The organism is Amycolatopsis sp. CA-211722 (assembly GCF_056828465.1).
Genome location: NZ_CP184752.1, coordinates 7,514,032 through 7,535,638, shown reverse-complemented (window position 1 = coordinate 7,535,638; position 21,607 = coordinate 7,514,032). Strand labels below are relative to the sequence as shown.

The following is a 21,607-nucleotide window of genomic DNA, read 5'->3' as shown; positions in this document are numbered from 1 at the left end:
GGTGAGTGGCCTGCCCCGGGGCCACTCACCACCGGCCGCTGAAGCGCACTTCCTGTTCCGGCCGGAGAGCGGCTTCCTCGCCGGTTATGGTCCGCGTGCTGTGGATGAGGATGTTGTAGTGGTTGGGGAAATGGCAGGCGTCGAAGCCGAGTACCGTGCCGACGAGTTCGGAACCGATCCGGACTTCGTCGCCGCGGTCGATCACTCCGGCGCGGTCGATTTCGGCGAAGCCGAGGAATCCGACGTGGTCGATCACCGCTCCGGGTGCGGTGTCGTCGTGGATCGTGGTGACGAGTTCGTGGATCTCACCGGCGCGGACGCATCGGCTCGCGAACGGCTCCAGGCTCATTCCCCGGTCGTCACGGCGATGTACCAGCACCTTCACCAGCGTGCCGGTGACCTGGCGCTTCGGTCCGTTCTCCCGCATCACGTTCCCTTCGGTAGCATTCGTCCACTATGGACAGCCCGGCGAGGCCGCTGTCGCGCCAGACTCCCTTCCGCCGGATGGCCCCGGCGAAATCACGCAGCAACCCGGCGTACTCGTGCCACAGCGACTCCTTGAACTCCGGGAAACCGCTCAGCATGTCGGCGTGCAAGCGGGTGCCGTCCGTCAGCCGCACCTCGATGTCCTTGGCCTCTCCGGGAAACGACCAGTCGAGTTCCACGACGGCGCCGTCGAGTTCGAGGGTCGCCTGCCGGTCGACGCCGTCGGCGTCGCGGGTGATCCGGACGTGGCGCAGCGCCACCGGGCCGAGGAACAACCGGACCAGATCGAGCGCGTTCGGGCCGTTGTCCGCGACGCAGCCGCCGCCGCACCGCTCCGCGTCGAGGTACCAGCGATCGTCGCCGACGTGGTCTTCGATCCGCTCCAGGTAGCGGACCTTCACCGATTCGATGGGGGCGGCGTCCACGAGTTCCTCGCGCAAAGCGAGGACGTTCCTGTTGTACCGCCGGTGGAACGCCGTGAACAGGGCGACGTTCCGGGCGGCAGCCCTGTCCGCCAGGTCCTCGCCGTCCGCGAGCGCGGTGGCGAGCGGTTTCTCCACACAGACCGGCAGGCCCGCGTCCAGCACGTCCCGGCACACGGCGGCGTGGACGTCGTTGGGCGCGGTCACGATCACCGCGTCGAGTCCTCCGGCGGCGAGCATCGAACGATGGTCGCGGTACCCCGGAACCGGTACGTCACGCAGCGCGGCCGGATCGAGATCGCAGACGGCGGCCAAGGTGAAGTCCGGGGACCGGTCCACCGCCGCGAGGTAGAACCGGGAGATGACACCGAGGCCCACGACACCGACGCGGATCATCCGGCCACCCTCGCCGACGCCGCGCGCAGTTCCTCGAAGATCGCGGCGGGGACAGGTACCCCGTGCTCCCGGAATCGCGCCGCGCGTTCGCCCTCGTGCCAGCCGGGATAGGCCACCGGCGCGCCGGGATCCCGGGCTGGCCAGCCGCGTACCGCGTCGAAGAGGGCGGTCGCGTCTTCGGAGAAGCCGGTGCGCAGGAGCTCCGGCGCGATCGCCAGCGCCATGACGCCGATGTCGTCGTCGCTGTCGCCGTCGGAGGACACGGCTCCCAGCGCGGCACCGGGCACCAGGGCGGCGAGGATCTCGACCAGCAGACCCAGCCCGAAACCCTTGTAGGCGCCCGTTTCCGGCTCCCCGCCCAGCCAGAGAAGCCGCGCCTCGCCGCGATCGAACGCCGTCGCGTCGGTCACCGGCGACCCGTCCTCGGCGGCGAGCCAGCCTGGCGGGATCGCCCGGCCCGCCCGGGCGGCGGCGCGGACCCGGCCGGTGGGGACGACGGTGGTGCTCATGTCCAGCAGGAACGGGTGGGCGTCGCCGGCGGGGCAGGCCAGCGCGAGGGGATTCGTGCCGAGCATGGGGGTGGTGCCGCCTGGGGGCGGCGCGATCCGCTGCCCGCCGCAGTTCGAGGCGATCATGCCGATCATCCCGTGGGCGACGGCGCGCGCCGCGTGGTGCCCGGCGCAGCCGATATGCGTCGCCCCGTGCAGGGAGACCATGCCGATCCCGTACCGGGACGCCCTGTCGCACGCCAGTTCCATCGCCTGGGAAGCCGACCACAATCCGAGCGCCCGGCGGGCGTCGGCCAGGACGCACGCACCGAGATCGGTCCGGACGTGCATGTCCGCCTCCGGGTCGATCCGGCCCCGGTCGAGCAGCGGAAGGTACAACCGGGTCAGGTTGACCGTGCCGTGCGAGGTCACGCCGGTCAGATCGCCGTGACACAGCGCCCTGGCGGCGATCGCCGCCCGCTCCGTGGGAAGCCCTCGATCCCGGAAGATCCCGGTTACCAGGGACAGCAGGGACTCGTAGGGCACCAGCACGGTCACTTTCCTCCGGTTCGGCTGAAGCGCACGATGATGTCGCGCACGAGGTGACTGAAGCGGTCGAGGTCTTCGGCGTCGGCGTACTCGCCACTCGAGTGGGCGTTGTTCGCGCCGAGCGAGCCGGGGCCGAGCACGGTCGTCCGGACGCCGGGCACCCCGGCCAGCCAGAGGGCGTCGCAGGTGAAACCGGGCTCGTCGTCCGGCCAGCGCGGAACGAGTTCGTCGAGCAGGGGAATGTCCTGTGGCGGCAGCGCGGGCAGGCCGCGCTTGCGCCAGTGCAGGCCGGTGATCGCGGCGGCGTCGGCCGCGGTCCGGCGGAACGGCGGGGAATCCCGGAAGCGTGCGCTGAACCCGGCCAGACCATCACGCAGCCCGTGTTCCAGCGCGGTGGCCAGCCCGGTCGCCGAGTCCTCGTTCTCGTGAGGGAGGTTCAGCAGGAGTTCGCCCCGTCCGTACACCCGGTTGTGCAGGTGCCCGGTGTGCAGTCCGGCCACGCAGATCCGGCCGTGCGGTGCCAGTTCCGCGGCGAGGTGCTGGGCGAGGAATCCCAGCAGCACGGTCGCGTTGTGTCCCCGGTGCGGCTCGTCGTCGATCGCGTCGTCGCCGTCCACCCGCACGCACGCGGTCATCGACGCGGAACATCGCGGCAGGTGACGCAGCCCGGTCGGTTCGCAGAAGACGTTGAGCTCGCCGTGGAATCCGGCGTCGACGAGAGGCCGGGTGCCGAACGTGCCCATCGCGCCACCCTCCTCGCCGGACACCGCCTGGACGAGCACACCGGCGTCGCGGCCGACGGCCGGATCCGCCGCCAGGGCGGCGCGGATCCCCGCCAGGAGTGCCACCGCGGGCCCCTTGGCGTCGATGGCGCCGCGGCCGGTGAACCTGCTGCCGTCGAACCCCGCCGGTTCGAACGGCGCCACCGTGTCGAGATGCACGTTGAACATCACCGCGGGGGAGGCCGGGCCGATCCCGAGGACGAGGCTCGGCTGGCAGGCGAGGAACTCGGGCCCGAAGTCCCGCAGAACGGGGGGAACGCCGGGCAGCTCCAGCACCGACGGGTCTGGAGCGGCGAAGTGCCGGGTTTCGAGGCCGATCTCCGCCGCCGCGTCGGCGTAGAGGCGCATCGCCTCCCAGAGCAGGACCTCGTCCGCCGTTTCGAGCGGGCCCGCGGTCGGCAGCCCGAGCAGCCGCAGGAGCAGGTCACGATCCGCTTCGATCACCGGATCAGCCCGGCCATCGCCCGCCCCGCGGAGACGAACCGGGCGATCGCGTCGGCGCTCAGCACGCCCGGCCCGTGCGGGGTGATCGACAGGTGCGGTTCCAGCGACCACGCGCCGCGGTAGCCGTTGGCCCGGAGGAGTTTCACACAGTCCGCGACGCGCGCGGCACCTTCGCCGGGGATGGTGAAGCCGCGCTCGTCCGCGTCCTTGATGTGCACGTGATCCACGTGCTGGACGATGTCGGTGAGCAGGTCGAAGCCGTCATAGCCGTGGGCGACGCCGTTCCCGGTGTCGAACAGCAGTTTCAGCGCCGGGCTCGCGACCTCGTCCAGCAGGTCGAGCATCCGTTCGGCGCTCGTGCCCGCCCAGCCGGAACAGTTCTCGTGCAGCAGCGTCACCCCGTGCCGTTCGGCACGTTCGGCCAAGGTGGTGATCCTCGCGATCACCTCGGCACGCCAGCCTGAATCGTCGAGGCCGGCGTTGGGGTACGACATGATCCGGACCCGGGTCGTGCCCAGCGTGCGGGCTCTTATGGCGAGGACGTCGAGTTCGCGCAGGTCGTCCTGGAAGTCCGTGCTGACCGGCCGGGCCCAGGAACCGATCCGGGAGGCCAGGCAGACCACGTGCACGCCGTTGTCGTTCAAGGTGGCCGACACGGCGGCGAACTTTTCGTCCGTGAGGTCCGCGACGGGGACCCTGTCGACGCTGCGGAGTTCCATCGCCCGCCAGCCCAATACGCAGAGCGCCGCGAGCTGCCCGTCGATGCCGTACGCCGCCTCGTCGGTGATCCCCGCCAGTACCGGGTCACTCGGCATGGGGTGTCACCGGTTCGCGTTCGGGGCGCGCGAGCGGTTCCGCGCAGATGTTCTTCGCCACCGAGAGCAATTGCACAACTTCGGTGGCGAAGGTGAATCCCAGCGTCTGTTCACCTTGCAGCTGGAATTTGTGATACGCCTGGAGCATCCATTCGGTCATCGCGTCGTCCCTCAGCACGAGATGCTCCGACTGGCCGTTCGAACGCACGGTCAGCTGCGAATGGTGATCGTCGCCACTCACGGCGAAGTGGCCGATCGCGCGGCCGTTCTCGAAGTCCACCGTGACCCGTCGCTCGCGCACCGGCGAGGTGAGATCCGAACGGATCTCCGTGTGCACGCCGGTGTTGTGCCGGAGCCCGATGGTCGCCCCGCCCATTCTCGGCCGGCGGTTTCCTTCCACTTCCAGATCGGACCCGCTCGCGTGGGTGACGCGGGCGTTGCCCGCCAGCCGCAGCGCGAGCGCGACACCGTGCGGCAGTTCGACGTCGAAGGCGGTCGGGTGACCGGGAACGGTGAGCGAACGACGGAACCGTGGTTTGTTCTGCACGATGTCGATCGTCTTCGGCGCGCCGAACCGGCCACCGCGGATCAGTTCGACCAGCCGCCAGGTGAGTGTGCTGGCGAGCCAGGGTTCGACGACCTCGACATGCAGTTTGTGCTTGCGGCGCAAGCGGATGATCCGGGCCAGATCGTCGATGTCACCGGCGAGCGGCTTCTCCACGATCACCTTGCGGAACCCCGAATCGGCCACCTCGGCGATGATCGAATTTCGCTCGGATGGCGGTGTGCAGACGTGCACGACCGTGTCGTCGGGATCCAGATCCTTGCTCGCCTCGCCGAAGGTCTTCACGACGAGGAGGCCGGGCCTGGCGGGAAGATTCCGCCGCGGATCGCACGCGACGACGGGTGCGTCGTCGAAGAGGTGCGGGTGGCCGGTCCTGAGTTTTGTCAAAACCGGGAGATGAAGACCGGCCCCGGCCCGGCCGAGTCCCACGACGAGTGAACGCACTGGTGTGTCTGCCCCTCGGGTCACGTATTCGAAAATCCCTGGCAAAACTGACAGTGAGAGGTGTTTCTGTCAATAGTTTTCCGGTGGGTTGACCAGGAAGTGCGAAACCGGCGAGTAGGTGCAAACCCTGTCCTACGCTCGGGAACCGGTTCCCCCATACCACCCGGAGGTGGGTACGCTGGCGGTGTCTTTCTTCACGCAATCGAACACATTCGAGCAAGTGTGGCCGGTCACCCGGCGGCATATTGTCGAAGTGATCGAGAATGGCAAATATTCGCACGGTCGTAAGGTCGCGGAGTTCGAGGCCGCGCTCGCCGCCTATACCGGCGCGAGATTCGTGGTCGGCGTGAACAGCGGAACCGACGCACTCGTCCTGCTGCTCCGGGCGGCGGGTCTGCGGCCCGGGGACGAGGTGGTCGTCCCAGCTTTCTCCTTCGGAGCTTCGGCGACCTCGGTCGTGCTCGCCGGAGGACACCCGGTCTTCGCCGACATCGAACCGGACGGCTACGGCATCGACCCGGCCGCGGTGGCGGCCGCCGCCGGTGAACGCACCCGTTTCGTCATGCCGACCCATCTGTTCTCGGGACTCGCGGACATCGACGGAGTGCTCCGGGTGGCGCGGGAGCACGGACTGATCGTGGTCGAGGACAGCGCGGAGGCCATCGGCATGCGCCGCGACGGCAAGCATGCCGGGCTGTTCGGGGCGGGCGGTGTGCTGTCGTTCTTCCCGACGAAGACCTTGGGCGCGATCGGGGACGCGGGCGCGGTCCTCACCGACGATCCCGGGGTGGCGGAGATCGCCGACGCGCTTCGCCACCACGGCCGGTTCGGGGCCACCATCGGCGACTTTCCCGCGATCGCCACGACGACCGGCCTGGCGGGATTCAACAGCAAGATGGACGACATCCAAGCCGCCGTGCTGCTCGCGAAGCTCGACAGGCTGGACGATGACATCGCGCGCCGCGCGAGCCTGGCCGCGCGGTACACCGAGGCGCTCGCGGGCCTGCCCGGCGTGCGGAAGGTACCCGTTCCCCGAACCGACAGCGTCTTCTACGTCTATGTCGTCGAGGTCGACTCGCGGGACGACCTGGCAGAGCACCTGTCGGCGCACGGTGTGCAGACCGAGGTCTATTACCCGGCACCACTTCACCTGCAACCCTGCTTCGCCGAACTCGGCCACCGGGAGGGCGACTTCCCGAACGCGGAGAACGCCTGCCGTCACACGCTCGCGCTGCCGCTGTATCCGGACATGTCGGACGGCGACGTCGACGAGGTCTGCGGCTTGATCCGCGCCTTCTATCGAGGTGCGCGGACATGACCCTGCCGTTCTTCCCTGAGGATCTCTTCGACGACGACCGGGAGGTGCTGCTCGACGTCGTCGAGCGGATCGGGCGCTCGCCGGAGCAGAAGTTCATTCTCGGCGACCACGTCGCCAGGTTCGAGGCGGAGATCCGCGACTCCATCGGGGCGGCCGACGCGATCGCCTGTGGCAGCGGCACCTCGGCGCTCATGCTGGTGCTGCGCGCGATGGGAGTGGGGCCCGGTGACGAGGTGATCGTGCCCGCCTTCGGCTGCGCGCCACTCGCGGCGGCGCCCGCCCTGCTCGGCGCGACACCGGTGTTCGCCGACGTCGACCCGTGGACCATGGTCGTCGACCCCGACGCGGTCGCCAGGGCCGTGACCCCGCGGACCAAGGTGATCATGCCGGCGCACCTGTTCTCGGTCATGGCGGACATGCCGGCGTTGCGCCGGATCGCCACGGACGCGGGCGCGCGGTTGCTGGAGGACTCGGCGGTCGCGCAGGGCGGGACGCTGGCCGGAACCCCGGCCGGGATGTGGGGCGACGCCGGGGTGTACTCGTTCGTCCAGGTCAAGACGTTCGGGATGCCGGGCGAAGGGGGCATGGTCGTCACCGGCGACCCCGGACTCGGCGAGGTCGTGCGCATGCTGCGCAACCACGGCCAGGACGGGGAGACGCGGTTCCGGTATCACCGCGTCGGCTACAACAGCCGCTTCGACGAGATCATGGCCGCCTTCCAGCTGCACCGGCTCCCCGGCTTCCCCCGGCGGCTCGAACGGCGGGCACGGATCGGCGAGTACTACACCGGACGGTTCGGTGAGCTGGCGGGCTGCGGGGTCCTGGCGCCTCCGCCGGATCGGGACGGCCGGTGCTACTACGTCTATTCACTGCTGTGCGAACGCCGGGACGAACTGCGCGGGCATCTGGCGAAGCGGGGGATCGGCTCCCACGTCTACTACCGGAGCCCGCTGCCTCGACAGCCGGCTTTCGAGCCCTTCGCCCGGCCGGGGGACGCCTGGCCGGTGGCGGAGCTGGCCGCGCGGCGGGCACTCGCCATCCCGATCTACCCCCATTTGACGGATCAGCAAGTGGAACACATCGCCGACGCGGTGTGCGAATTCGCGAAGGAGCCGTGATGCAGCAGGTCACCCAGCAGCCCACCTCGGGCGCGGTCGCCGAGGAATGGCGCCGTCGTGCCGACCGCACCGGCCTGGCCCGGGTGATGCGCGCCTCGCAGCCGGTCGAACTCGCGGCCGAGACGACCGCCCGCACCCGTCGCCTCGTCACGGAGTTCCTGCGCTCGCTCGGGACGATCGGCACGGCGCTGGAGATCGGCTGCGGGATGGGCAGGATCACCCCCACGATCGCCGAGCGGGCGGGCGCGGTGACCGCGGTGGACATGACCCAGCGCATGCTGGCGCTGGCCGAGGAGAACTGCGCGCGACTGTCCAATGTGGAGTTCGAACAGTTGCGGGTCCAGCGGCTTCCCTGGCAGGACAAGAGGTTCGACGTCGCCGTCTGCGTGTGGGTGCTGATGCACGTGCTGGACGAGGACGAGGTCGCCGAAGCGTGCCGGTCCATCGCCGCGGCGGCACGGCATCTCGTCCTGATCGAATACGAGGAGGCGGACATCCCGGTCGGAAGGTTTTCGAGGCTGCGGACGGTGGAGGAGTACTTGGCCCTCCTCCCCGGTTCCCGGCTGCTCGAACGGCGTGAGCTGCACTACGGCGGCGATCGCTCGTTCGCCGCGCTGATCGCCCTGGGGGGTACGCGGTGACGACCCTGACGGCCGCGCGCGGCAAAGCGTATTTCCGGCTCGCCAAACTCGACATCGTCGACTACTACCTCGGCGTGGCGGTGGTGTGGACACTGCTCGCGCCCGCGTTGAGGTTCGACCCGGCGGTGCTGACCACAATCGGCGTCTTCCTGCTGGGCGAGGTGTTCGTGATCGCGGCGATGGTCGCGCTCGACGATCTCACGGGGTATCGCGACGGCAGCGACATCGCGAACTACTCGCCGGACGATCCCGGACGCAAGCGGTACCGCAAACCGCTGGTGGCCGGGGCGCTCACCGAAGACCAGGTGCTGCGGTTCGCGTGGGTGACCGGGGTCATCGGGGCGGTGCTCTGGCTGGCGGCCGTCGCGATCGCTCCATTTAGTCCATTCTGGACTGTCGCGCTGATCGCGGTCACCTACTTCTTCTCGCTGCAGTACTCCTGGGGAGTGAAGCTGAGCTATCACGGCTTCCAGGAATTCTTCATCGCGGCACTCGGCTGGGCGCTGGTGCTGGCGCCCTACGGCCTCGCGACCGGTGAGATCACCGGGTTCGCCCTCGCCCAGGCACTGCTCTTCGGGCTGGGGCCGCTGCTGTTCGGTGTCTACTCCAACACCAACGACATCGAAGGGGACCGCCGCGTCGGCAGGCCGACGGTCGCGGCCCTGGCCTCGCCGCGCGGCAACATGTTCTTCGTGATCGCCGTGTCGGCGGCCGAGCTCGTGCTGATCCTCGCCGCGCCCGCGCTCGGCGGCCCGTGGTGGTTCCCGCTGGCGCTCCTGCCGACGATGGCGGCGCGGGTGTGGCAGGTGTGGCTCGGTTTCGGGGTGGGCGACATCCTCCGCGCGAGGATGCTCGGCATCCGGATCCACCGGATCACCGTGGTGTCCCTCCTCGTGGTGAACCTGGTGGCGATCGGATGACCGATGTCGACGTCGCCGTCGTGGGGGCGGGGGTCGCCGGTCTCGCGGCCGCGTACCGGCTCGCCGGATCGGGGTGCGAGGTACGGGTGTTCGAGGCGGCCGACGTCGTCGGCGGCCGGATGACGACCTTGCGCGAAGACGGGTTCGTGATCGACACCTGTGCCGAGCAGATCGCCGAGCGAGGGTATCGCGAGACCTGGAAACTCCTTGCGGAGCTGGGTATCGATCGCACGGCGGCGCCCAGGATCGGCCGCGGTATCGAGATGTGGCGTGGCCGGGCCCGTGGCGGCGTCGCGCAACCGCGGGGACTGATCACCGGGGCCGGGCTGGCGGTGCGCGCGCGTCTCGACGGAGCGAGGGCGATGCGAGGCACCTTCGACGTCGAACGGCCGGAGGTTTCGAGCCTCGGCGACCGCACCGTCGCCGAGTTCGCCGCGCCCTACCACCCGGATCTGCTGGACTATCTGCTGCAACCGGTCGTCTCCGGTTTCTTCGGCTGGCACCCGGCACGTTCGGCGGCCGCGCCGCTGCTCGCGCTGCTCACTTCGGTCGGTTCGCCACGAACCTGGCGGACCTACGACGAGGGCATGGACACCTTCGCGCGAGCCCTCGCCGAAAAGGTCGACGTCACCACCGGGTTCCGGGTCGATCAAGTCGTGGACGACGGCTCCTCGGCACGGATCATCAGCGGGGCTCGCGAGATCTCCGCCAGGGCGGTCCTGCTGGCCGTGCCCGCGCCGGTCGCCGCCGGGCTGCATCCGTGCCACGGCTCCGCCTTCCTCAGCGTGTGCTCGTTCACCCCGGTGGTCAAGGCGCATCTGCTGCTCGACCGCCCGCTCGGCGGCCCCGGCTACGCGCTGACGGTGCCGGCGGCGGAGGACGGGACGGTGGCCACGGTCATCTTCGACCACCTCAAGAATCCCGGCCGCGCGCCGGCGGGCCGCGGTCTGGTGACGCTCATGGCGCATCCGTCCGTGGCGCCGGATCTGCTGACGATGGCCGACGACGACGTCACGGACCGCTTGGCCGACGCCGGCGAACGGTTCGTCCCCGGTCTGCGGTCGGCGACCCGGCGCGCGATCGTCCGGCGAGTACCGGACGCGCTGCCCGAAGCGACTCCTCGCGCGCTCGCCCTGCGGGCCGGTTTCGAGGCGGGCCTCGGCCGGGGGGCCGTCGACTACGCGGGCGACTGGGTGTTCCTGAGCCCGTGCAGTGAAGCGGCGGTCCGGTCCGGTCTGCGGGCCGCGCGGCGCCTGACCCCGGTCGTGAGTGGCGATTCGGGTTAGAACCCGAATCGCCACTCACGACCATCTGTACCCATTCCGACCCGGAAGGCCCGGATGAAACCTCACGACATGGGAAAGCTGTTCGACCAGTGCGCGCACACGCGGACGGTCGTGCGCCTCGACCGGCCGTTCGACATCGCGCCGGAACGCGGTGTCGCCCATACCGTCACCCAGCTCGCCGGACTGGTCCGCGACGCGGCGGGCTGGCTGCACGAGGCCGGTGTCCGGCCAGGGGACCGGGTGGCCATCGTCAAACGGAACCACTGGGACTACGACCTGCTGGCGTGCGCGGCGGTGCGGATCGGCGCGGTCCCGGCGAAGGTGTCCGGGCAGTTGCCCGACGGCACGCTGGACGTCCTGCTGGAGCGCCTCGACGCGGCCGTAGTGGTCACGGACCGCCCGTTTCCGCGCGCACGTCGCGTGCTGCGCGTCGAAGACTTCGCCGCCGGGCAGGCACCCGCGCCACACCCCAGGGGCGACGACGAACCGCTGCTGATCTGCCACACGTCGGGGACGACCGGTGTCCCGAAACTGGTCGTGCACACGACCAGGACGATCATCGACCGGCTGGCCCGGCCGGAATCGGTGCGCTGGCCCATCGTCGGCGTCCGTCGTGACGACGTGGTCGGTAACGCCAGCGCGTTCGCGCACGGCCGCACGTTCTGCTGGACCGCTTCGGCGCTGTGCCTCGCCCCGAGCGAGATCGTGATCCTCAGCGAACCGTCGTCGGCGGCCCGGGTGTTCGGACGGCACCGGCCCACCGTCGTCGAAGCCCTCCCGTCGGCCTACGTGCGGTGGCGTTCGCTCGCGAACACGCCGGAGAACCCGTTCGACCGGGTGCGGAGGTTCGTCAGCACCTACGACGCGATGCATCCGCCGGTGATCAGGGCGATGCTGCGTGCCAGCCGGCGCAAGCGTCCATTGTGGATGCAAGGGTACGGGCAATCCGAGACGGGCCCGTTGTCCTTCCGGTTCTTCACCCGGCGCACCGCCGGCTCCACCCGGAACCTCGGCAGGCCGCTGCCCGGTCTCGCGAAACTGCGGGTCGTCGACCCGGAGACCGCCGAACCGGTCGCCAGGGGAAGCGCGGGCCTGCTGCTGGCCCGCACCCGTGCCCGGTGCGCCGGTTACGTCGGGGAACAGGATCGCTGGGAGGCCAAGGCCGACGGACGGTGGTGGAACACCGGCGACGTCGGAACGGTGAGCCGGACGGGCACGGTGACGCTGCTCGATCGCGAAGTCGACATCGTCCCCGGCCTGAGCTGCCTCGAGACGGAGGACCGCATCGAGGAGCGCCTGCCGTCCGTGGAGGAGTGTGTGGTGCTTTCCGCGGCCGGACGCGAACCCATCCCGGTGGTGGTGACGGACACCGCGCTGGACCCGGCACGGTGGCGGGCGGCGGTGGACGACCTGCCGCCGATGGGGGAGCCGGTGGTGCTCTCCTGGGACGACGTGCCGCGCACCGGGACCGGGAAGGTGCGGCGGCGCGAACTGCTGACGCGGCTGACCGGGACTGCCGACACGAACGGAACGGGGCGCTGGACGTGACCACGGCCTACGTTTTCGACAACCTCAGCAGGCACGCAGGGGAACAGCATCGCTGTCTCGCGGAGGCCTACGACCCGGGCACCTTCGCGCGGCTGGAGGAGACCGGGGTCGGAAACGGCTGGTCCTGCCTCGAAGTCGGGGCGGGTGGCAGCGGCGTCGCCCACTGGCTCGCCGCCAAGGTGGCGCCGGCCGGATCGGTACTCGCCACGGACATCGAACCGGGCCACGTCGCACCGGCGCCCGGACTGACCGTGGTGCGGCACGACGTGGTCCAGGATCCGTTGCCTCGCCGCGCGTTCGACCTCATCCACGCACGGCTGGTCCTGCAGCATCTCCCGGACCGGGAAGCCGTGCTCCGCAAGCTCGCGGGGGCGTTGAAACCGGGCGGCTGGCTGCAGATCGACGAGTTCGACATCTCCTACGGCCCGGTCCTGCTCGCGCCCGGCGAGCGGGCGGTCCACCTCTACGAGAAGTTCCTGGCGGCCAAGCGGAAGACGTTCGAGGCCGCGGGCGGGGACGGCACCTGGGGCCGCCACGTGGCGGCGTCCATGGCCGCCGCGGGGCTGGTGGAGGTCGATCCCGTGCCGGCGATCCACCCCTGGCACGCGGGAGCACCGGGCGTACGCCTGCTGATCCACCACACCCGGCATCTGCGGGACCGGCTGGTCGCCGCCGGGATGACCGACGCTGAGCTGGCCGAGGTGCGCGAGGTCATGGCGGATCCCCGTTTCCGGGCGACGTCGTGCGTCGTCTACTCCGTGCACGGGAGGCGCCCGGAATGACCGGCGCGCTGGACATCGTGACGGTGGCGGGTCCGGTCGATCTCCCGTTGACCGGCGAACTCGACGTGCAGGCCGCCTGCGGGATCATGCATGTGCACGGCAGGCGATCCGGGGGGCCCGCGCCGCTCGGGCTCGACTACGCGTCCTTGGTCGCCGGTGAGCTCGCCGACCTGGGGACGACGGCGGTAGGGCTGGCCCGGGACCGGGGGATTCCGTTGCGCGGGGTGAGCACCTCGCTGGCACAGGCCGCCCTGCTGGCGATCTCCCAGTATCTCGCGGCGGCGACCACCCGGGACGAACACCGGGAGGAGTTCCTGCCCGGCGGCGCGCCCTTCCGTTCGTCCGACGGGGTCGTCTTCGAGATCGAGACGCTCGATCCTGAGGTTTGGCAAAGGTTCTGGACCGAACTCGGCGCCGATCGCGGGGCGGTCTCGCAGGGCTGGCGGCCGTTCGTGCAACGGTTCGCGACCGCGACCTGCCCGCTTCCGCCGGGACTGCCGCACCTCCTCGCCGCCTGCCCGATCGCCCGGGCCGAATGGGCGGCCGTGCGGACCGGGATGACCTTGGTGCGGGTGGCGGACCATCCGATCGAGGGGATGCCCGCCTTCGTCGTCAGCGGGGAAGGACGCGGGCACCGGCCGGTGGCGCCGGTGGAAGCGCTCCCGCTGTCCGGTTTGGTGGTGCTCGAATCCTGCCGCCGGGTGCAGGGGCCCCTGGCCGGTCATCTGCTGCGGTCGCTCGGCGCGTCGGTGCTGCGGATCGAGCCGCCGGGAGGTGATCCGCTGCGCTGGGTGCCGCCGATGGCAGGCGAGACCTCGGCCAGGTTCCAGGCGCTCAACAAGGGCAAGGAGGTCGTCGAGATCGATCTGACCGGCCCAGCGGGGCGGCGGCGGCTGATCGAGCTCGCGGCCGGGGCCGACGTCTTCCTGCAAAACTGGGCACCGGGCAAGGCGGAGCGGTGGTCGTTGACCGGGCACGATCTGGCGCGGGCCCGGCCGGGAATCGTGTACGCGCACGCGTCGGGCTGGGGTACCGAGCTGGGGCCGGAGCCGCCCGTGGGCACGGACTTCGTCGTGCAGGCCCACGCGGGCGTGCCGCCGTCGCTGATGACGATCGTCGACGTGTTCGGCGGGATCGTGTCGGCGCACGGGATCGTGACGGCGCTGGCCCGCGGCGCCACACGGGTCGACTCGTCGCTGTTGTCCGCGGCCCACCGGCTCAACGTGGGCGCCCGGCGGCGCTGCGACCGTCCGCTGACCGTGCCGGTGTGCGACGACCTCGCCGCCCTCGCCGCCGACCCCCGCTTCTCCGGGGCGCTCGTCCACGACGAGTGCGTCCTGGTCGGTTCGCCATGGCGGTTCACCTCATGACCTGGGTGTCCTCCACGGGGATGGTCCTGCGTGATCTCGTACCCGCCGCCGTGCGCGGTGACTGGGTCAGGCGGGGCCACTGCCCGGACCGCGAGCTGTACTCGTTGTTCCGCGACCGGGTCCGCGAGCACCCGGACCGCATCGCGGTGATCGACGACGAAGGCTCCCTCCGTTACGGCGAGCTCGACGTCGCCGTGCGTGAACTGGCCGTCCGGCTGGTGAACGCCGGATGCGGCTCGACCGACATCGTCGGCGTGCGGGAACCGAACGGGCGTGCCGCGGTGATCGCCGAACTGGCGGTCTTCGCGCTCGGCGCCGTCGTGCTGCCGGTACCGCCCGGGGCGGAAGCCCTCCTCGAACGCGCCGGAGCTCGGTTCAGCGTCGGCGACGGTCGGATCGCGGGCGCGTCGCGGCGCGCGGGCCGCGTCACCCGTCCTCATCCGGAGGCCCCGGCGCGGATCCTCGTCTCCTCCGGCTCGGAGTCGGAACCGAAGATGGTCGCGTACTCGCACAACGCTTTCGCCGGTGGGCGGGCCAACTATCTCCGAGCCGTCCGCGGTGGGATCGAGGCGCCCCGCGATCTCGTGCTGGTGTCCCTGACCTCGGGCTTCGGCTCGTTCGGAGTGCCGGTCACGGTGTGCCGCGATGGCGGCACGCTGATCCTGACGCGCCGGTTCGAGGCGAGCGCCGCGCTTGCGCTGATGGCCGAACACCGGCCGTCGCACGTGTACGCCGTGCCGACGATGTGGCGACGCATGGCCGAGTGTCCCGGTGAGGTGGACGCGGCCGGCCTTTCGGCCATCGTGTCGAGCGGCGACTCGTTGCCGCCGTCGACGCGAGCGGCTTGCCGTACGCGGTTCGGCGTCGGGATGATCGATGTCTACGGGTCCTCCGACGGGGTCAACTGCCATACGTCGACGCCGGAGCACGGCGTGGGAGTCCCGGATCCGGCGGTGTGCGAGATCCGGCTCGTCGACGACGAGATCTGCGCACGAGGCCCGATGACGCCGCTGTGCTACGTGGGCGCGCCGGAACTGGACGCGGAGCACCGGTTCGACGGTGGCTGGGTGCGCACGGGGGACAACGGCCGGTTCGGCGACGGCGGCAGGCTGTACGTGACCGGCAGGCGCAAGCGGGTGGTGATCCGCGGCGGTTACACCATCAGTCCCGCCGAGGTGGAGCTCGCGATCGGCGAGCATCCCGCGGTCGGTGAGGTCGCCTGTGTCCCGGTGCCGGACACCGAGCTGGGCGAACGCCTTTGCGCCTGCCTGACAGTCCGAAAAGGACAATCGCTGACCTTGCCCGAACTCGCCGCCTACCTTCGCGGCACGGGCCTCGCCCGCCCCAAACTGCCCGAGTCCTTGCTGCTCCTGCCCGAATTGCCGGTGAGCCGTTCAGGGAAGGTCTGTCATCGGACGCTGGCCGGCCTCGCCGCCAGTCGACACGAGGAGAAAGCGTGACCATGCTCGACCCCGGAAAGGGCGCCGCCTTCACGGCGCTCGGAGAACTCGCGAAGGCCGCCGAGGAGAATTCCTCGCTCTCCTCGGGCCTGCGTGAGCTGATCAAGCTTCGCTGTTCCCAGCTCAACGGATGCGAATACTGTGTCCGGCTGCATTCGGCGCATCGCGAGGAGGCGCCCGAACTGTTCGACAACCTGCCGGAATGGCGGACACATCCGGCGTTCACCGAGCGCGAGCGTGCCGCATTGGCCCTCGCCGAGGCCGTGACCCTGGTCCACACCGGACAGGTGAGCCGCTCCCTGCTGGAAGCGGCGATGCGCGAGTTCGGTGAGGCCGGGACCAGGGAACTGCTCTGGATCGTCATCGTGATCAACTCCTACAACCGCCTGGCCATCAGTACCCGGTTCGCGTGACGGTCATCTGTGTGATCGGCGCCGGACCGCGGGGCACCTCCGTCGTGGAACGGGTCTGCGCGAACGCGCGAGACCGGGTCGTGGTGCACGTGGTGGACCCCTACCCACCCGGTCCCGGCCGGGTCTGGCGTACGGATCAGCCGGAGCACCTGCTGATGAACACCGTCGCCGGGCAGGTGACGCTCTTCACCGACGAGACGGTGCCGTGTGCCGGCCCCCGGCTGCCGGGCCCCTCACTGGCCCAATGGGCGGGGATCGATCCGGACTCCTACGGCTCACGGGCGCTCTACGGTCGTTATCTGACGTGGTTCTTCCACCGTTTGCGGAGACACCGGCTGGTCGAGGTGGTCGTCCACCGCGACACCGCCGTCGCACTGGGCCCGCGCGGCGTCGAACTCGCGAGCGGAAGTCGCGTAACCGGGGTGGACGCGGTCGTGCTGGCGCTCGGGCACGAAGGTGCGAACCAGCACGAGGACGGCCACCTGCCGCCGGGAAACGCGGCCGACGCCGACCTGACGGGGGTGCGGCCGGGAGAGCCGGTCCTGCTGCGTGGTCTCGGCTTGACGTTCTTCGACTACCTGAGCCTGTTCACCGTCGGCCGGGGCGGAAGGTTCGAGAACGGCCGGTACCTCCCGTGCGGGCGGGAACCCCGGCTCTACGCGGTTTCCCGGCGAGGGGTGCCGCATCACGCGCGAGGTGTGAACCAGAAAGGCACGGCGGGGCGGCACCTGCCCGTCTTCCTGACACCGGAACGCATCGCCGCGTTGCCGGGGAAGGCGGGCTTCCGGCGCGACATCTGGCCGCTGATCGATCGGGAGGTCCGCGGTGTCTACTACCGCGGACTGCTTTCGACACGGCTGAGCCGATGGCAGCTGGAGAGGTTCTCGGAGTCCTATGCGGACAGTTTCGGCGACGAGGGGATACTGTCGCGGTACCGGGTGCCCTCCCGACTGCGGTGGGACTGGGGCCGGATCGGCACTCCTCCCGTACCGGGCCCCGGACGCGCTCACCGGCCTTGGCTGGCCGAGTATCTAGCCCGGGATGTCGCGAGGGCGAAACGGGGCAACGTGCGCGATCCGCTCAAGGCCGCGCTGGACGTGCTCAGGGACCTCCGCAACGAGATCCGGCTCGCCGTCGATCATGGCGGGGTCAGCGGCGACTCGTACCGGGACGAGGTGGCGGCCTGGTACACCCCGCTCAACGCGTTCCTGTCCATCGGGCCGCCTCACGGCCGGATCGAAGAGATGCTCGCCTTGCTCTCCGCGGGCGTTCTCCACGTGCTCGCTCCGGGGGTACGCGTACACCGGGTCGCGGCCGGGTACGCGGCGGGTGCGTCGTCGTGGATCGGCCACGACGTGGTCGCCACGACGTTGATCGAAGCCCGGATGCCGGAGGTCGACCTGCGGGCCACGGTGAACCCGCTGCTGACCGCCATGCGCCGGGCGGGACAGTGCAGGCCGTACCGCATCGGGGACTTCGAGACCGGCGGTCTCGAAGTCACCCGCAGCCCGTTCCGCGTCGTCGACGCGGCCGGTCGAGCGCATCCACGCTGGTTCGCCTTCGGGGTGCCGACCGAACACGTGCACTGGGCGACCGCGGTCGGCGCGCGGCCGTGGTCGGCTTCGGTGACCCTGCTGGACGCGGACGCCATAGCGCGTGCGGCGCTCGCCGGGCGCGGCGATCAGTGCTCGTCGTAGTGGTCGCCGTGCCGGGCGTGCCGGTGGCCGTCGTGCACGTAGTCCACGTGATCGCCATGGGGCACGGCGACGTGGCCGCAGCCCTCACCGTGAGCGTGGCCGTGGTCGTCGTGCTGTTCGTGCGCGGGACGCTCGCATTCGTCGAAATGGCCGCTGTGCCCCACGTGCAAGTGTCCATCGTGGACGTAGTCGACGTGATCACCGTGCGGGATGGCGACGTGGCCGCATCCTTCTCCGTGGGCGTGGTCATGCCCGCTGTGCTCGGAGTGCTGTGCCGTCGATGTCATCGTTCGCTCCTGTCGTCAGCCGTGCGGTACGGCTCCCAAAATGGCCTTGAGCTCGGTGAATTCGTCGAAGCCGTACTCGCCCCACTCGCGGCCGTTGCCCGACCGCCCGTATCCCCCGAAAGGTGCGTGCAGGTCGCTCCCCGCCCCGTTGACCCCCACCATCCCGGTGCGGATGCGGCGCGCGACCGCGAGAGCGTGCTCGGAGTCGGCGGATTGGACGGCGCCGGACAGGCCGTAGTCGCTGTCGTTGGCGATCCTGATGGCGTCCTCCTCATCTTCGTAGGTCAGCACGGCCAGGACCGGACCGAAGATCTCCTCGCGCGCGATCCGCATGTCGGGGGTGACGTCGGCGAAGACCGTCGGCTTGACGAAGAAGCCGAAGTCCAGCCCGTCGGGCGCGCCGAGCCCGCCGGTGACGAGCCGGGCGCCTGCCTCGATCCCCGACCAGATGAGAGCCTGGACCTTCTCGAACTGGGCCTTGTTCCCCACCGGGCCAAGTTCGGTGCCCGGCGAGCGGGGATCCCCCACGGAGATGGCCTCGACCGCCTTTTCCAGCAGTGAGATCAACTCCGCCGCCTGGTCATGCTGGACGAGCACCCGGGTGGTGGCGTTGCAGCTCTGCCCCGTGTTGCGGAAGCAACCGTCCACCACGGTCCGCACGGCCGCGGGCAGGTCGGCGTCCGGGAGCACCACGTTCGCCGACTTGCCGCCCAGTTCGAGGGAGACGCGTTTGATCGTGCCGGCGGCGTTCCTGGAGACGAGCACACCGGCGTGGGTCGAGCCCGTGAACGACACCATGTCGACGTCGGCGTGCTTGGCCAGCAGGCTGCCCGCGCCAGGACCGTCGCCGTGGACGAGATTGAAGACACCGTCCGGCACACCCGCCTCGGCGAAGATCTCGGCGAGCAGCGACGCGCTCAGCGGCGCCCTCTCGCTGGGTTTGAGCACCATCGTGCAGCCCGTGGCCAGCGCGGGGACGACCTTGCAGAGGATCTGGTTCAGCGGCCAGTTCCAAGGTGTGATCAGCGCGCAGACCCCCACCGGTTCCCGCCTGATCACCGTGGACCCGCGCAGGCGCTCGAACGGATAGTCCTCCAGCACATCGATACCGGTCAGCACGTGCCCGAGTCCAGCAGGCACCTGCGCCTTGCCGGCGAGCTTCACCGGTGCCCCCATCTCCGCGGTGATCGCCGCCGCGAGTTCGGGGGACCGGCGCCTGTACACCTCGGAGATCTTCCGGAGCAGTGCCGACCGCTCCCGTGGGCCGGTCCGTGACCACGTCGGGAAAGCGGACTTCGCGGCGGCCACGGCCCGGTCGACGTCTTCCGCGCCGGCCAGCGTGACCCGTGCGATGGTCCGCTCCGTGGCCGGATCGACGACGTCAGCCCTGGTGGTGGAGATCGGTTCGATCCACTTTCCGTCGATGTAGAATTCCGTGCCGAACGGGAACTCGGTCACCATCTCGTCCTTTCGACGGTTGTGCGGCGTCATTCATCGGGCCGATCTCCGAGAGGTCGTAACCGGTCGGGTAGCCCGGGTAGGTGCGCGCCGCGGGTCTGGACGTCAGCTTCGCTGCAGTCCGTGGAGCGAGCCTTTCGAAATGCGCGTGCGCGGTCAGGATCGCCGCGTTGGTGGCCCTCGCCCACGATCCCGGATCCGGAAGGCCCAGCGCGTGCCGCGCCTGCTCGTCCAGCCGGGCGGGCAGCACCGGCGACATGAGCCGGGCGATCGGCCCGGGATACCACGAGACGTACAGCCGGAGAATCGCTTCGGACACCTGCCGGTTGCTTTCGGCGTAGCGGAAACACCGTTTCTCGTATTTGTTCTTGAACTCGAGAAAAGAGTCGTACTCCTCCGGCAGGGAAACGATGTTCATGAGCCTGCCGATCCGGCGGAAGAAGTGAAAGCTGCCGAGCTTTTCGGCGTCGGTGACCTTCCGCCAGCCCCAGCGGTCGATCCAGTGCACCGGTTCGTAGATGAAGGTCGACAGGATGTAGAGCATGTCCTCGTTGGCGTAGGTGACCCCTCGATGCGCCCGGTTGATCTGCCGGATCGCCTGGCGGCCCCGGGACGACTCGGTCCCGTTCGCCACGATCTCACCCAGCAGGATCCGGGTGTCGTCGTACCGCTTCTGGCTCAAGTGTTCGACATGGCCGCTCCGATGGAGTTGCTCGGATACCGCCGGGACGCAGCAGGCCTTCCACAGCGCGATCTCCAGTCCGCGTCCGTAATCCCAGGGGAACTCCAGGCGGGAGTGCACCCGGTGGATCTCATGGCAGTCCTTCTCCGGGTCCAAGCCGCTCAGGTATCGAGCTCGCGCGTACCGATTTCTCATGTCACCTCCCCGGCTTTCGTGCGATCTCGCGCTCAGGGGGCCGTCGCTTCGATGATGGAGAACGGGGTCGGGGTCGGCACGACGCGCTCGAGGGTGAATCCGTGTCGATTCAGCAGTTCCCCCCAAGCGGTGGCCGTTCTTTCCCGCCCGCCGAGCATGGCCAGCATGGTGAGATCGATCGTCGCGGTGAACGCGGAGGCGGCTTCCTCCGGGAGCACCATCTCGACCAGGACGAGTTTCGCGCGGTCCCGCGCGGCCGTGGCGATGTTGTCGAGGATACGGCCGGCATCCGTGTCGTTCCAATTGTGCAGTACGACGGACATGATGTAGACGTCCGCGGCGGGTACCGCGTCGAAGAAGCTGCCGCCGACGACGCTGACCGGGTAGGTGTCGCCCGCCGAGGCGAGCTTGTCCTGCGCACCGGACACCACTTCGGGCAGGTCGAAGACGATCCCGCGACGCGCCGGATGACGCGACAGCAGCCGTCTGAGCACCGTTCCGTCCGAGCCGCCGATGTCGGCGACGGTTTCGCCCGGTGGAAGGTCGTAACCGGCGAAGAAGTCGTCGTCACGACCGCCGACACCGGCCGCCATCGCCGAGTTCTGCAGCTCGGTGAGCGGCTCCGACGAGGTTATCCAGTCGAAGAACGGCATGCCGAGATGGTGTTGCGCCGCCGGTTCTCCGGTGCGTGCCGTATGCAGCAGTTCGTGGAAAGGCAGGTAGTGGGTTTGCCGGAAGTACCGGGCGATGTCCCGAACGGATCCGGCCACGCCGGAAGCGAGGCTCGTGCCCAGGGGAGTCACCGAAACCAGGTCGCCGTGTAATGCGAAGACGTCGTACGGGGCCAGGAGCCGGATCACCCTGGTCAGGGCGTCCACGTCGGCCCCGGCCATCCGCGCGAGGTCCGCGACCGTTCTCGGCCTGTCGAGCAACCGCGTCGCGAGATCGAGTTCGGCTGCCACGAACAGAGCCTGCGAAAGCTGGAAGCCCGCAAGCAACTCCATCATGCGGACAGTGTGAGCTGTCTGTTCGGCAGAGCCC

At 69.9% G+C, this 21,607-nt stretch carries 21 protein-coding genes; 11 read left to right on the top strand and 10 right to left on the bottom strand.

The window, feature by feature from the left end; translation table 11 throughout:
- Nucleotides 1-25 precede the first annotated feature (25 nt).
- Genes ACOCEP_RS34800 through ACOCEP_RS34775 form a run of 6 tightly spaced genes read right to left on the bottom strand, consistent with a single transcriptional unit; the run spans nucleotide 26 to nucleotide 5,376 of the window.
- Nucleotides 26-427, bottom strand: a complete 402-nt coding sequence (locus ACOCEP_RS34800; protein ID WP_482333681.1) for a DUF6917 domain-containing protein — start codon at nucleotides 425-427, stop codon at nucleotides 26-28.
- Nucleotides 360-1,304, bottom strand: coding sequence for a Gfo/Idh/MocA family protein (locus ACOCEP_RS34795; protein ID WP_482333679.1), 945 nt, complete (start codon nucleotides 1,302-1,304; stop codon nucleotides 360-362). Before ACOCEP_RS34795 ends, ACOCEP_RS34800 begins: the two co-directional genes overlap by 68 nt.
- Nucleotides 1,301-2,350, bottom strand: a complete 1,050-nt coding sequence (locus tag ACOCEP_RS34790) for an Ldh family oxidoreductase (protein ID WP_482333677.1) — start codon at nucleotides 2,348-2,350, stop codon at nucleotides 1,301-1,303. The genes ACOCEP_RS34795 and ACOCEP_RS34790 overlap by 4 nt, the downstream gene beginning before the upstream one ends.
- A complete protein-coding gene (locus ACOCEP_RS34785; RefSeq protein ID WP_482333676.1) occupies nucleotides 2,347-3,567 on the bottom strand; it encodes a M20/M25/M40 family metallo-hydrolase in 1,221 nt (406 codons plus the stop codon). Before ACOCEP_RS34785 ends, ACOCEP_RS34790 begins: the two co-directional genes overlap by 4 nt.
- Nucleotides 3,564-4,382: a sugar phosphate isomerase/epimerase family protein gene (locus ACOCEP_RS34780; protein WP_482333674.1), complete on the bottom strand. Its 819-nt coding sequence runs from the start codon at nucleotides 4,380-4,382 to the stop codon at nucleotides 3,564-3,566. Before ACOCEP_RS34780 ends, ACOCEP_RS34785 begins: the two co-directional genes overlap by 4 nt.
- Nucleotides 4,372-5,376, bottom strand: a complete 1,005-nt coding sequence (locus tag ACOCEP_RS34775; protein ID WP_482339873.1) for a Gfo/Idh/MocA family protein — start codon at nucleotides 5,374-5,376, stop codon at nucleotides 4,372-4,374. Before ACOCEP_RS34775 ends, ACOCEP_RS34780 begins: the two co-directional genes overlap by 11 nt.
- Before the next feature lie 199 nt (nucleotides 5,377-5,575).
- On the opposite strand from ACOCEP_RS34775, the gene ACOCEP_RS34770 reads away from it, so the two are divergent.
- From ACOCEP_RS34770 to ACOCEP_RS34720, 11 genes are all read left to right on the top strand, one after another.
- On the top strand, nucleotides 5,576-6,709 hold the full coding sequence (locus ACOCEP_RS34770) for a DegT/DnrJ/EryC1/StrS family aminotransferase (protein WP_482333672.1): 1,134 nt from the start codon (nucleotides 5,576-5,578) through the stop codon (nucleotides 6,707-6,709).
- Nucleotides 6,706-7,827 (top strand): DegT/DnrJ/EryC1/StrS family aminotransferase, encoded by a 1,122-nt coding sequence (locus ACOCEP_RS34765; protein WP_482333670.1) that lies wholly within the window; start codon nucleotides 6,706-6,708, stop codon nucleotides 7,825-7,827. The genes ACOCEP_RS34770 and ACOCEP_RS34765 overlap by 4 nt, the downstream gene beginning before the upstream one ends.
- On the top strand, nucleotides 7,827-8,468 hold the full coding sequence (locus ACOCEP_RS34760; protein WP_482333669.1) for a class I SAM-dependent methyltransferase: 642 nt from the start codon (nucleotides 7,827-7,829) through the stop codon (nucleotides 8,466-8,468). The genes ACOCEP_RS34765 and ACOCEP_RS34760 overlap by 1 nt, the downstream gene beginning before the upstream one ends.
- Complete coding sequence (locus tag ACOCEP_RS34755; RefSeq protein WP_482333667.1) at nucleotides 8,465-9,388, top strand: UbiA family prenyltransferase; 924 nt, start codon at nucleotides 8,465-8,467, stop codon at nucleotides 9,386-9,388. The genes ACOCEP_RS34760 and ACOCEP_RS34755 overlap by 4 nt, the downstream gene beginning before the upstream one ends.
- Nucleotides 9,385-10,674: a protoporphyrinogen/coproporphyrinogen oxidase gene (locus ACOCEP_RS34750; RefSeq protein WP_482333666.1), complete on the top strand. Its 1,290-nt coding sequence runs from the start codon at nucleotides 9,385-9,387 to the stop codon at nucleotides 10,672-10,674. The genes ACOCEP_RS34755 and ACOCEP_RS34750 overlap by 4 nt, the downstream gene beginning before the upstream one ends.
- Nucleotides 10,675-10,743: 69 nt before the next feature.
- Complete coding sequence (locus ACOCEP_RS34745; RefSeq protein ID WP_482333665.1) at nucleotides 10,744-12,222, top strand: class I adenylate-forming enzyme family protein; 1,479 nt, start codon at nucleotides 10,744-10,746, stop codon at nucleotides 12,220-12,222.
- Nucleotides 12,213-13,004 carry a class I SAM-dependent methyltransferase gene (locus ACOCEP_RS34740; RefSeq protein ID WP_482339872.1) on the top strand — a complete coding sequence of 264 codons (792 nt, stop codon included), beginning with the start codon at nucleotides 12,213-12,215 and terminating at the stop codon, nucleotides 13,002-13,004. The genes ACOCEP_RS34745 and ACOCEP_RS34740 overlap by 10 nt, the downstream gene beginning before the upstream one ends.
- Nucleotides 13,001-14,374, top strand: a complete 1,374-nt coding sequence (locus ACOCEP_RS34735; protein WP_482333663.1) for a CoA transferase — start codon at nucleotides 13,001-13,003, stop codon at nucleotides 14,372-14,374. The genes ACOCEP_RS34740 and ACOCEP_RS34735 overlap by 4 nt, the downstream gene beginning before the upstream one ends.
- Entirely contained in the window at nucleotides 14,371-15,834 is a 1,464-nt protein-coding gene (locus ACOCEP_RS34730; protein WP_482333662.1) for a class I adenylate-forming enzyme family protein, read from the top strand. Before ACOCEP_RS34735 ends, ACOCEP_RS34730 begins: the two co-directional genes overlap by 4 nt.
- A gap of 2 nt (nucleotides 15,835-15,836) precedes the next feature.
- A complete protein-coding gene (locus ACOCEP_RS34725) occupies nucleotides 15,837-16,247 on the top strand; it encodes a carboxymuconolactone decarboxylase family protein (RefSeq protein ID WP_482339871.1) in 411 nt (136 codons plus the stop codon).
- A complete protein-coding gene (locus ACOCEP_RS34720; RefSeq protein ID WP_482333660.1) occupies nucleotides 16,244-17,944 on the top strand; it encodes an FAD/NAD(P)-binding protein in 1,701 nt (566 codons plus the stop codon). The genes ACOCEP_RS34725 and ACOCEP_RS34720 overlap by 4 nt, the downstream gene beginning before the upstream one ends.
- Here the strand turns inward: ACOCEP_RS34720 and ACOCEP_RS34715 are convergent.
- The 4 genes from ACOCEP_RS34715 to ACOCEP_RS34700 are packed head-to-tail and all read right to left on the bottom strand — an operon-like array spanning nucleotide 17,929 to nucleotide 21,573.
- Nucleotides 17,929-18,231, bottom strand: coding sequence for a hypothetical protein (locus tag ACOCEP_RS34715; protein WP_482333658.1), 303 nt, complete (start codon nucleotides 18,229-18,231; stop codon nucleotides 17,929-17,931). The genes ACOCEP_RS34720 and ACOCEP_RS34715 overlap by 16 nt on opposite strands.
- A 15-nt stretch (nucleotides 18,232-18,246) precedes the next feature.
- Nucleotides 18,247-19,692: an aldehyde dehydrogenase family protein gene (locus ACOCEP_RS34710; RefSeq protein ID WP_482333656.1), complete on the bottom strand. Its 1,446-nt coding sequence runs from the start codon at nucleotides 19,690-19,692 to the stop codon at nucleotides 18,247-18,249.
- Nucleotides 19,613-20,566: an oxygenase MpaB family protein gene (locus ACOCEP_RS34705; RefSeq protein WP_482333654.1), complete on the bottom strand. Its 954-nt coding sequence runs from the start codon at nucleotides 20,564-20,566 to the stop codon at nucleotides 19,613-19,615. The genes ACOCEP_RS34710 and ACOCEP_RS34705 overlap by 80 nt, the downstream gene beginning before the upstream one ends.
- A 32-nt stretch (nucleotides 20,567-20,598) precedes the next feature.
- Nucleotides 20,599-21,573 carry a methyltransferase gene (locus ACOCEP_RS34700; RefSeq protein WP_482333653.1) on the bottom strand — a complete coding sequence of 325 codons (975 nt, stop codon included), beginning with the start codon at nucleotides 21,571-21,573 and terminating at the stop codon, nucleotides 20,599-20,601.
- Nucleotides 21,574-21,607 lie beyond the last annotated feature (34 nt).

Coding starts and splice junctions, on each gene's coding strand:
- ACOCEP_RS34800 (WP_482333681.1), bottom strand. CDS start 427: ATGCGGGAGAACGGACCGAAGCGCCAGGTCACCGGCACGCTGGTGAAG.
- ACOCEP_RS34795 (WP_482333679.1), bottom strand. CDS start 1,304: ATGATCCGCGTCGGTGTCGTGGGCCTCGGTGTCATCTCCCGGTTCTAC.
- ACOCEP_RS34780 (WP_482333674.1), bottom strand. CDS start 4,382: ATGCCGAGTGACCCGGTACTGGCGGGGATCACCGACGAGGCGGCGTAC.
- ACOCEP_RS34765 (WP_482333670.1), top strand. CDS start 6,706: ATGACCCTGCCGTTCTTCCCTGAGGATCTCTTCGACGACGACCGGGAG.
- ACOCEP_RS34760 (WP_482333669.1), top strand. CDS start 7,827: ATGCAGCAGGTCACCCAGCAGCCCACCTCGGGCGCGGTCGCCGAGGAA.
- ACOCEP_RS34750 (WP_482333666.1), top strand. CDS start 9,385: ATGACCGATGTCGACGTCGCCGTCGTGGGGGCGGGGGTCGCCGGTCTC.
- ACOCEP_RS34745 (WP_482333665.1), top strand. CDS start 10,744: ATGGGAAAGCTGTTCGACCAGTGCGCGCACACGCGGACGGTCGTGCGC.
- ACOCEP_RS34735 (WP_482333663.1), top strand. CDS start 13,001: ATGACCGGCGCGCTGGACATCGTGACGGTGGCGGGTCCGGTCGATCTC.
- ACOCEP_RS34730 (WP_482333662.1), top strand. CDS start 14,371: ATGACCTGGGTGTCCTCCACGGGGATGGTCCTGCGTGATCTCGTACCC.
- ACOCEP_RS34725 (WP_482339871.1), top strand. CDS start 15,837: ATGCTCGACCCCGGAAAGGGCGCCGCCTTCACGGCGCTCGGAGAACTC.
- ACOCEP_RS34715 (WP_482333658.1), bottom strand. CDS start 18,231: ATGACATCGACGGCACAGCACTCCGAGCACAGCGGGCATGACCACGCC.
- ACOCEP_RS34710 (WP_482333656.1), bottom strand. CDS start 19,692: ATGGTGACCGAGTTCCCGTTCGGCACGGAATTCTACATCGACGGAAAG.
- ACOCEP_RS34705 (WP_482333654.1), bottom strand. CDS start 20,566: ATGAGAAATCGGTACGCGCGAGCTCGATACCTGAGCGGCTTGGACCCG.
- ACOCEP_RS34700 (WP_482333653.1), bottom strand. CDS start 21,573: ATGATGGAGTTGCTTGCGGGCTTCCAGCTTTCGCAGGCTCTGTTCGTG.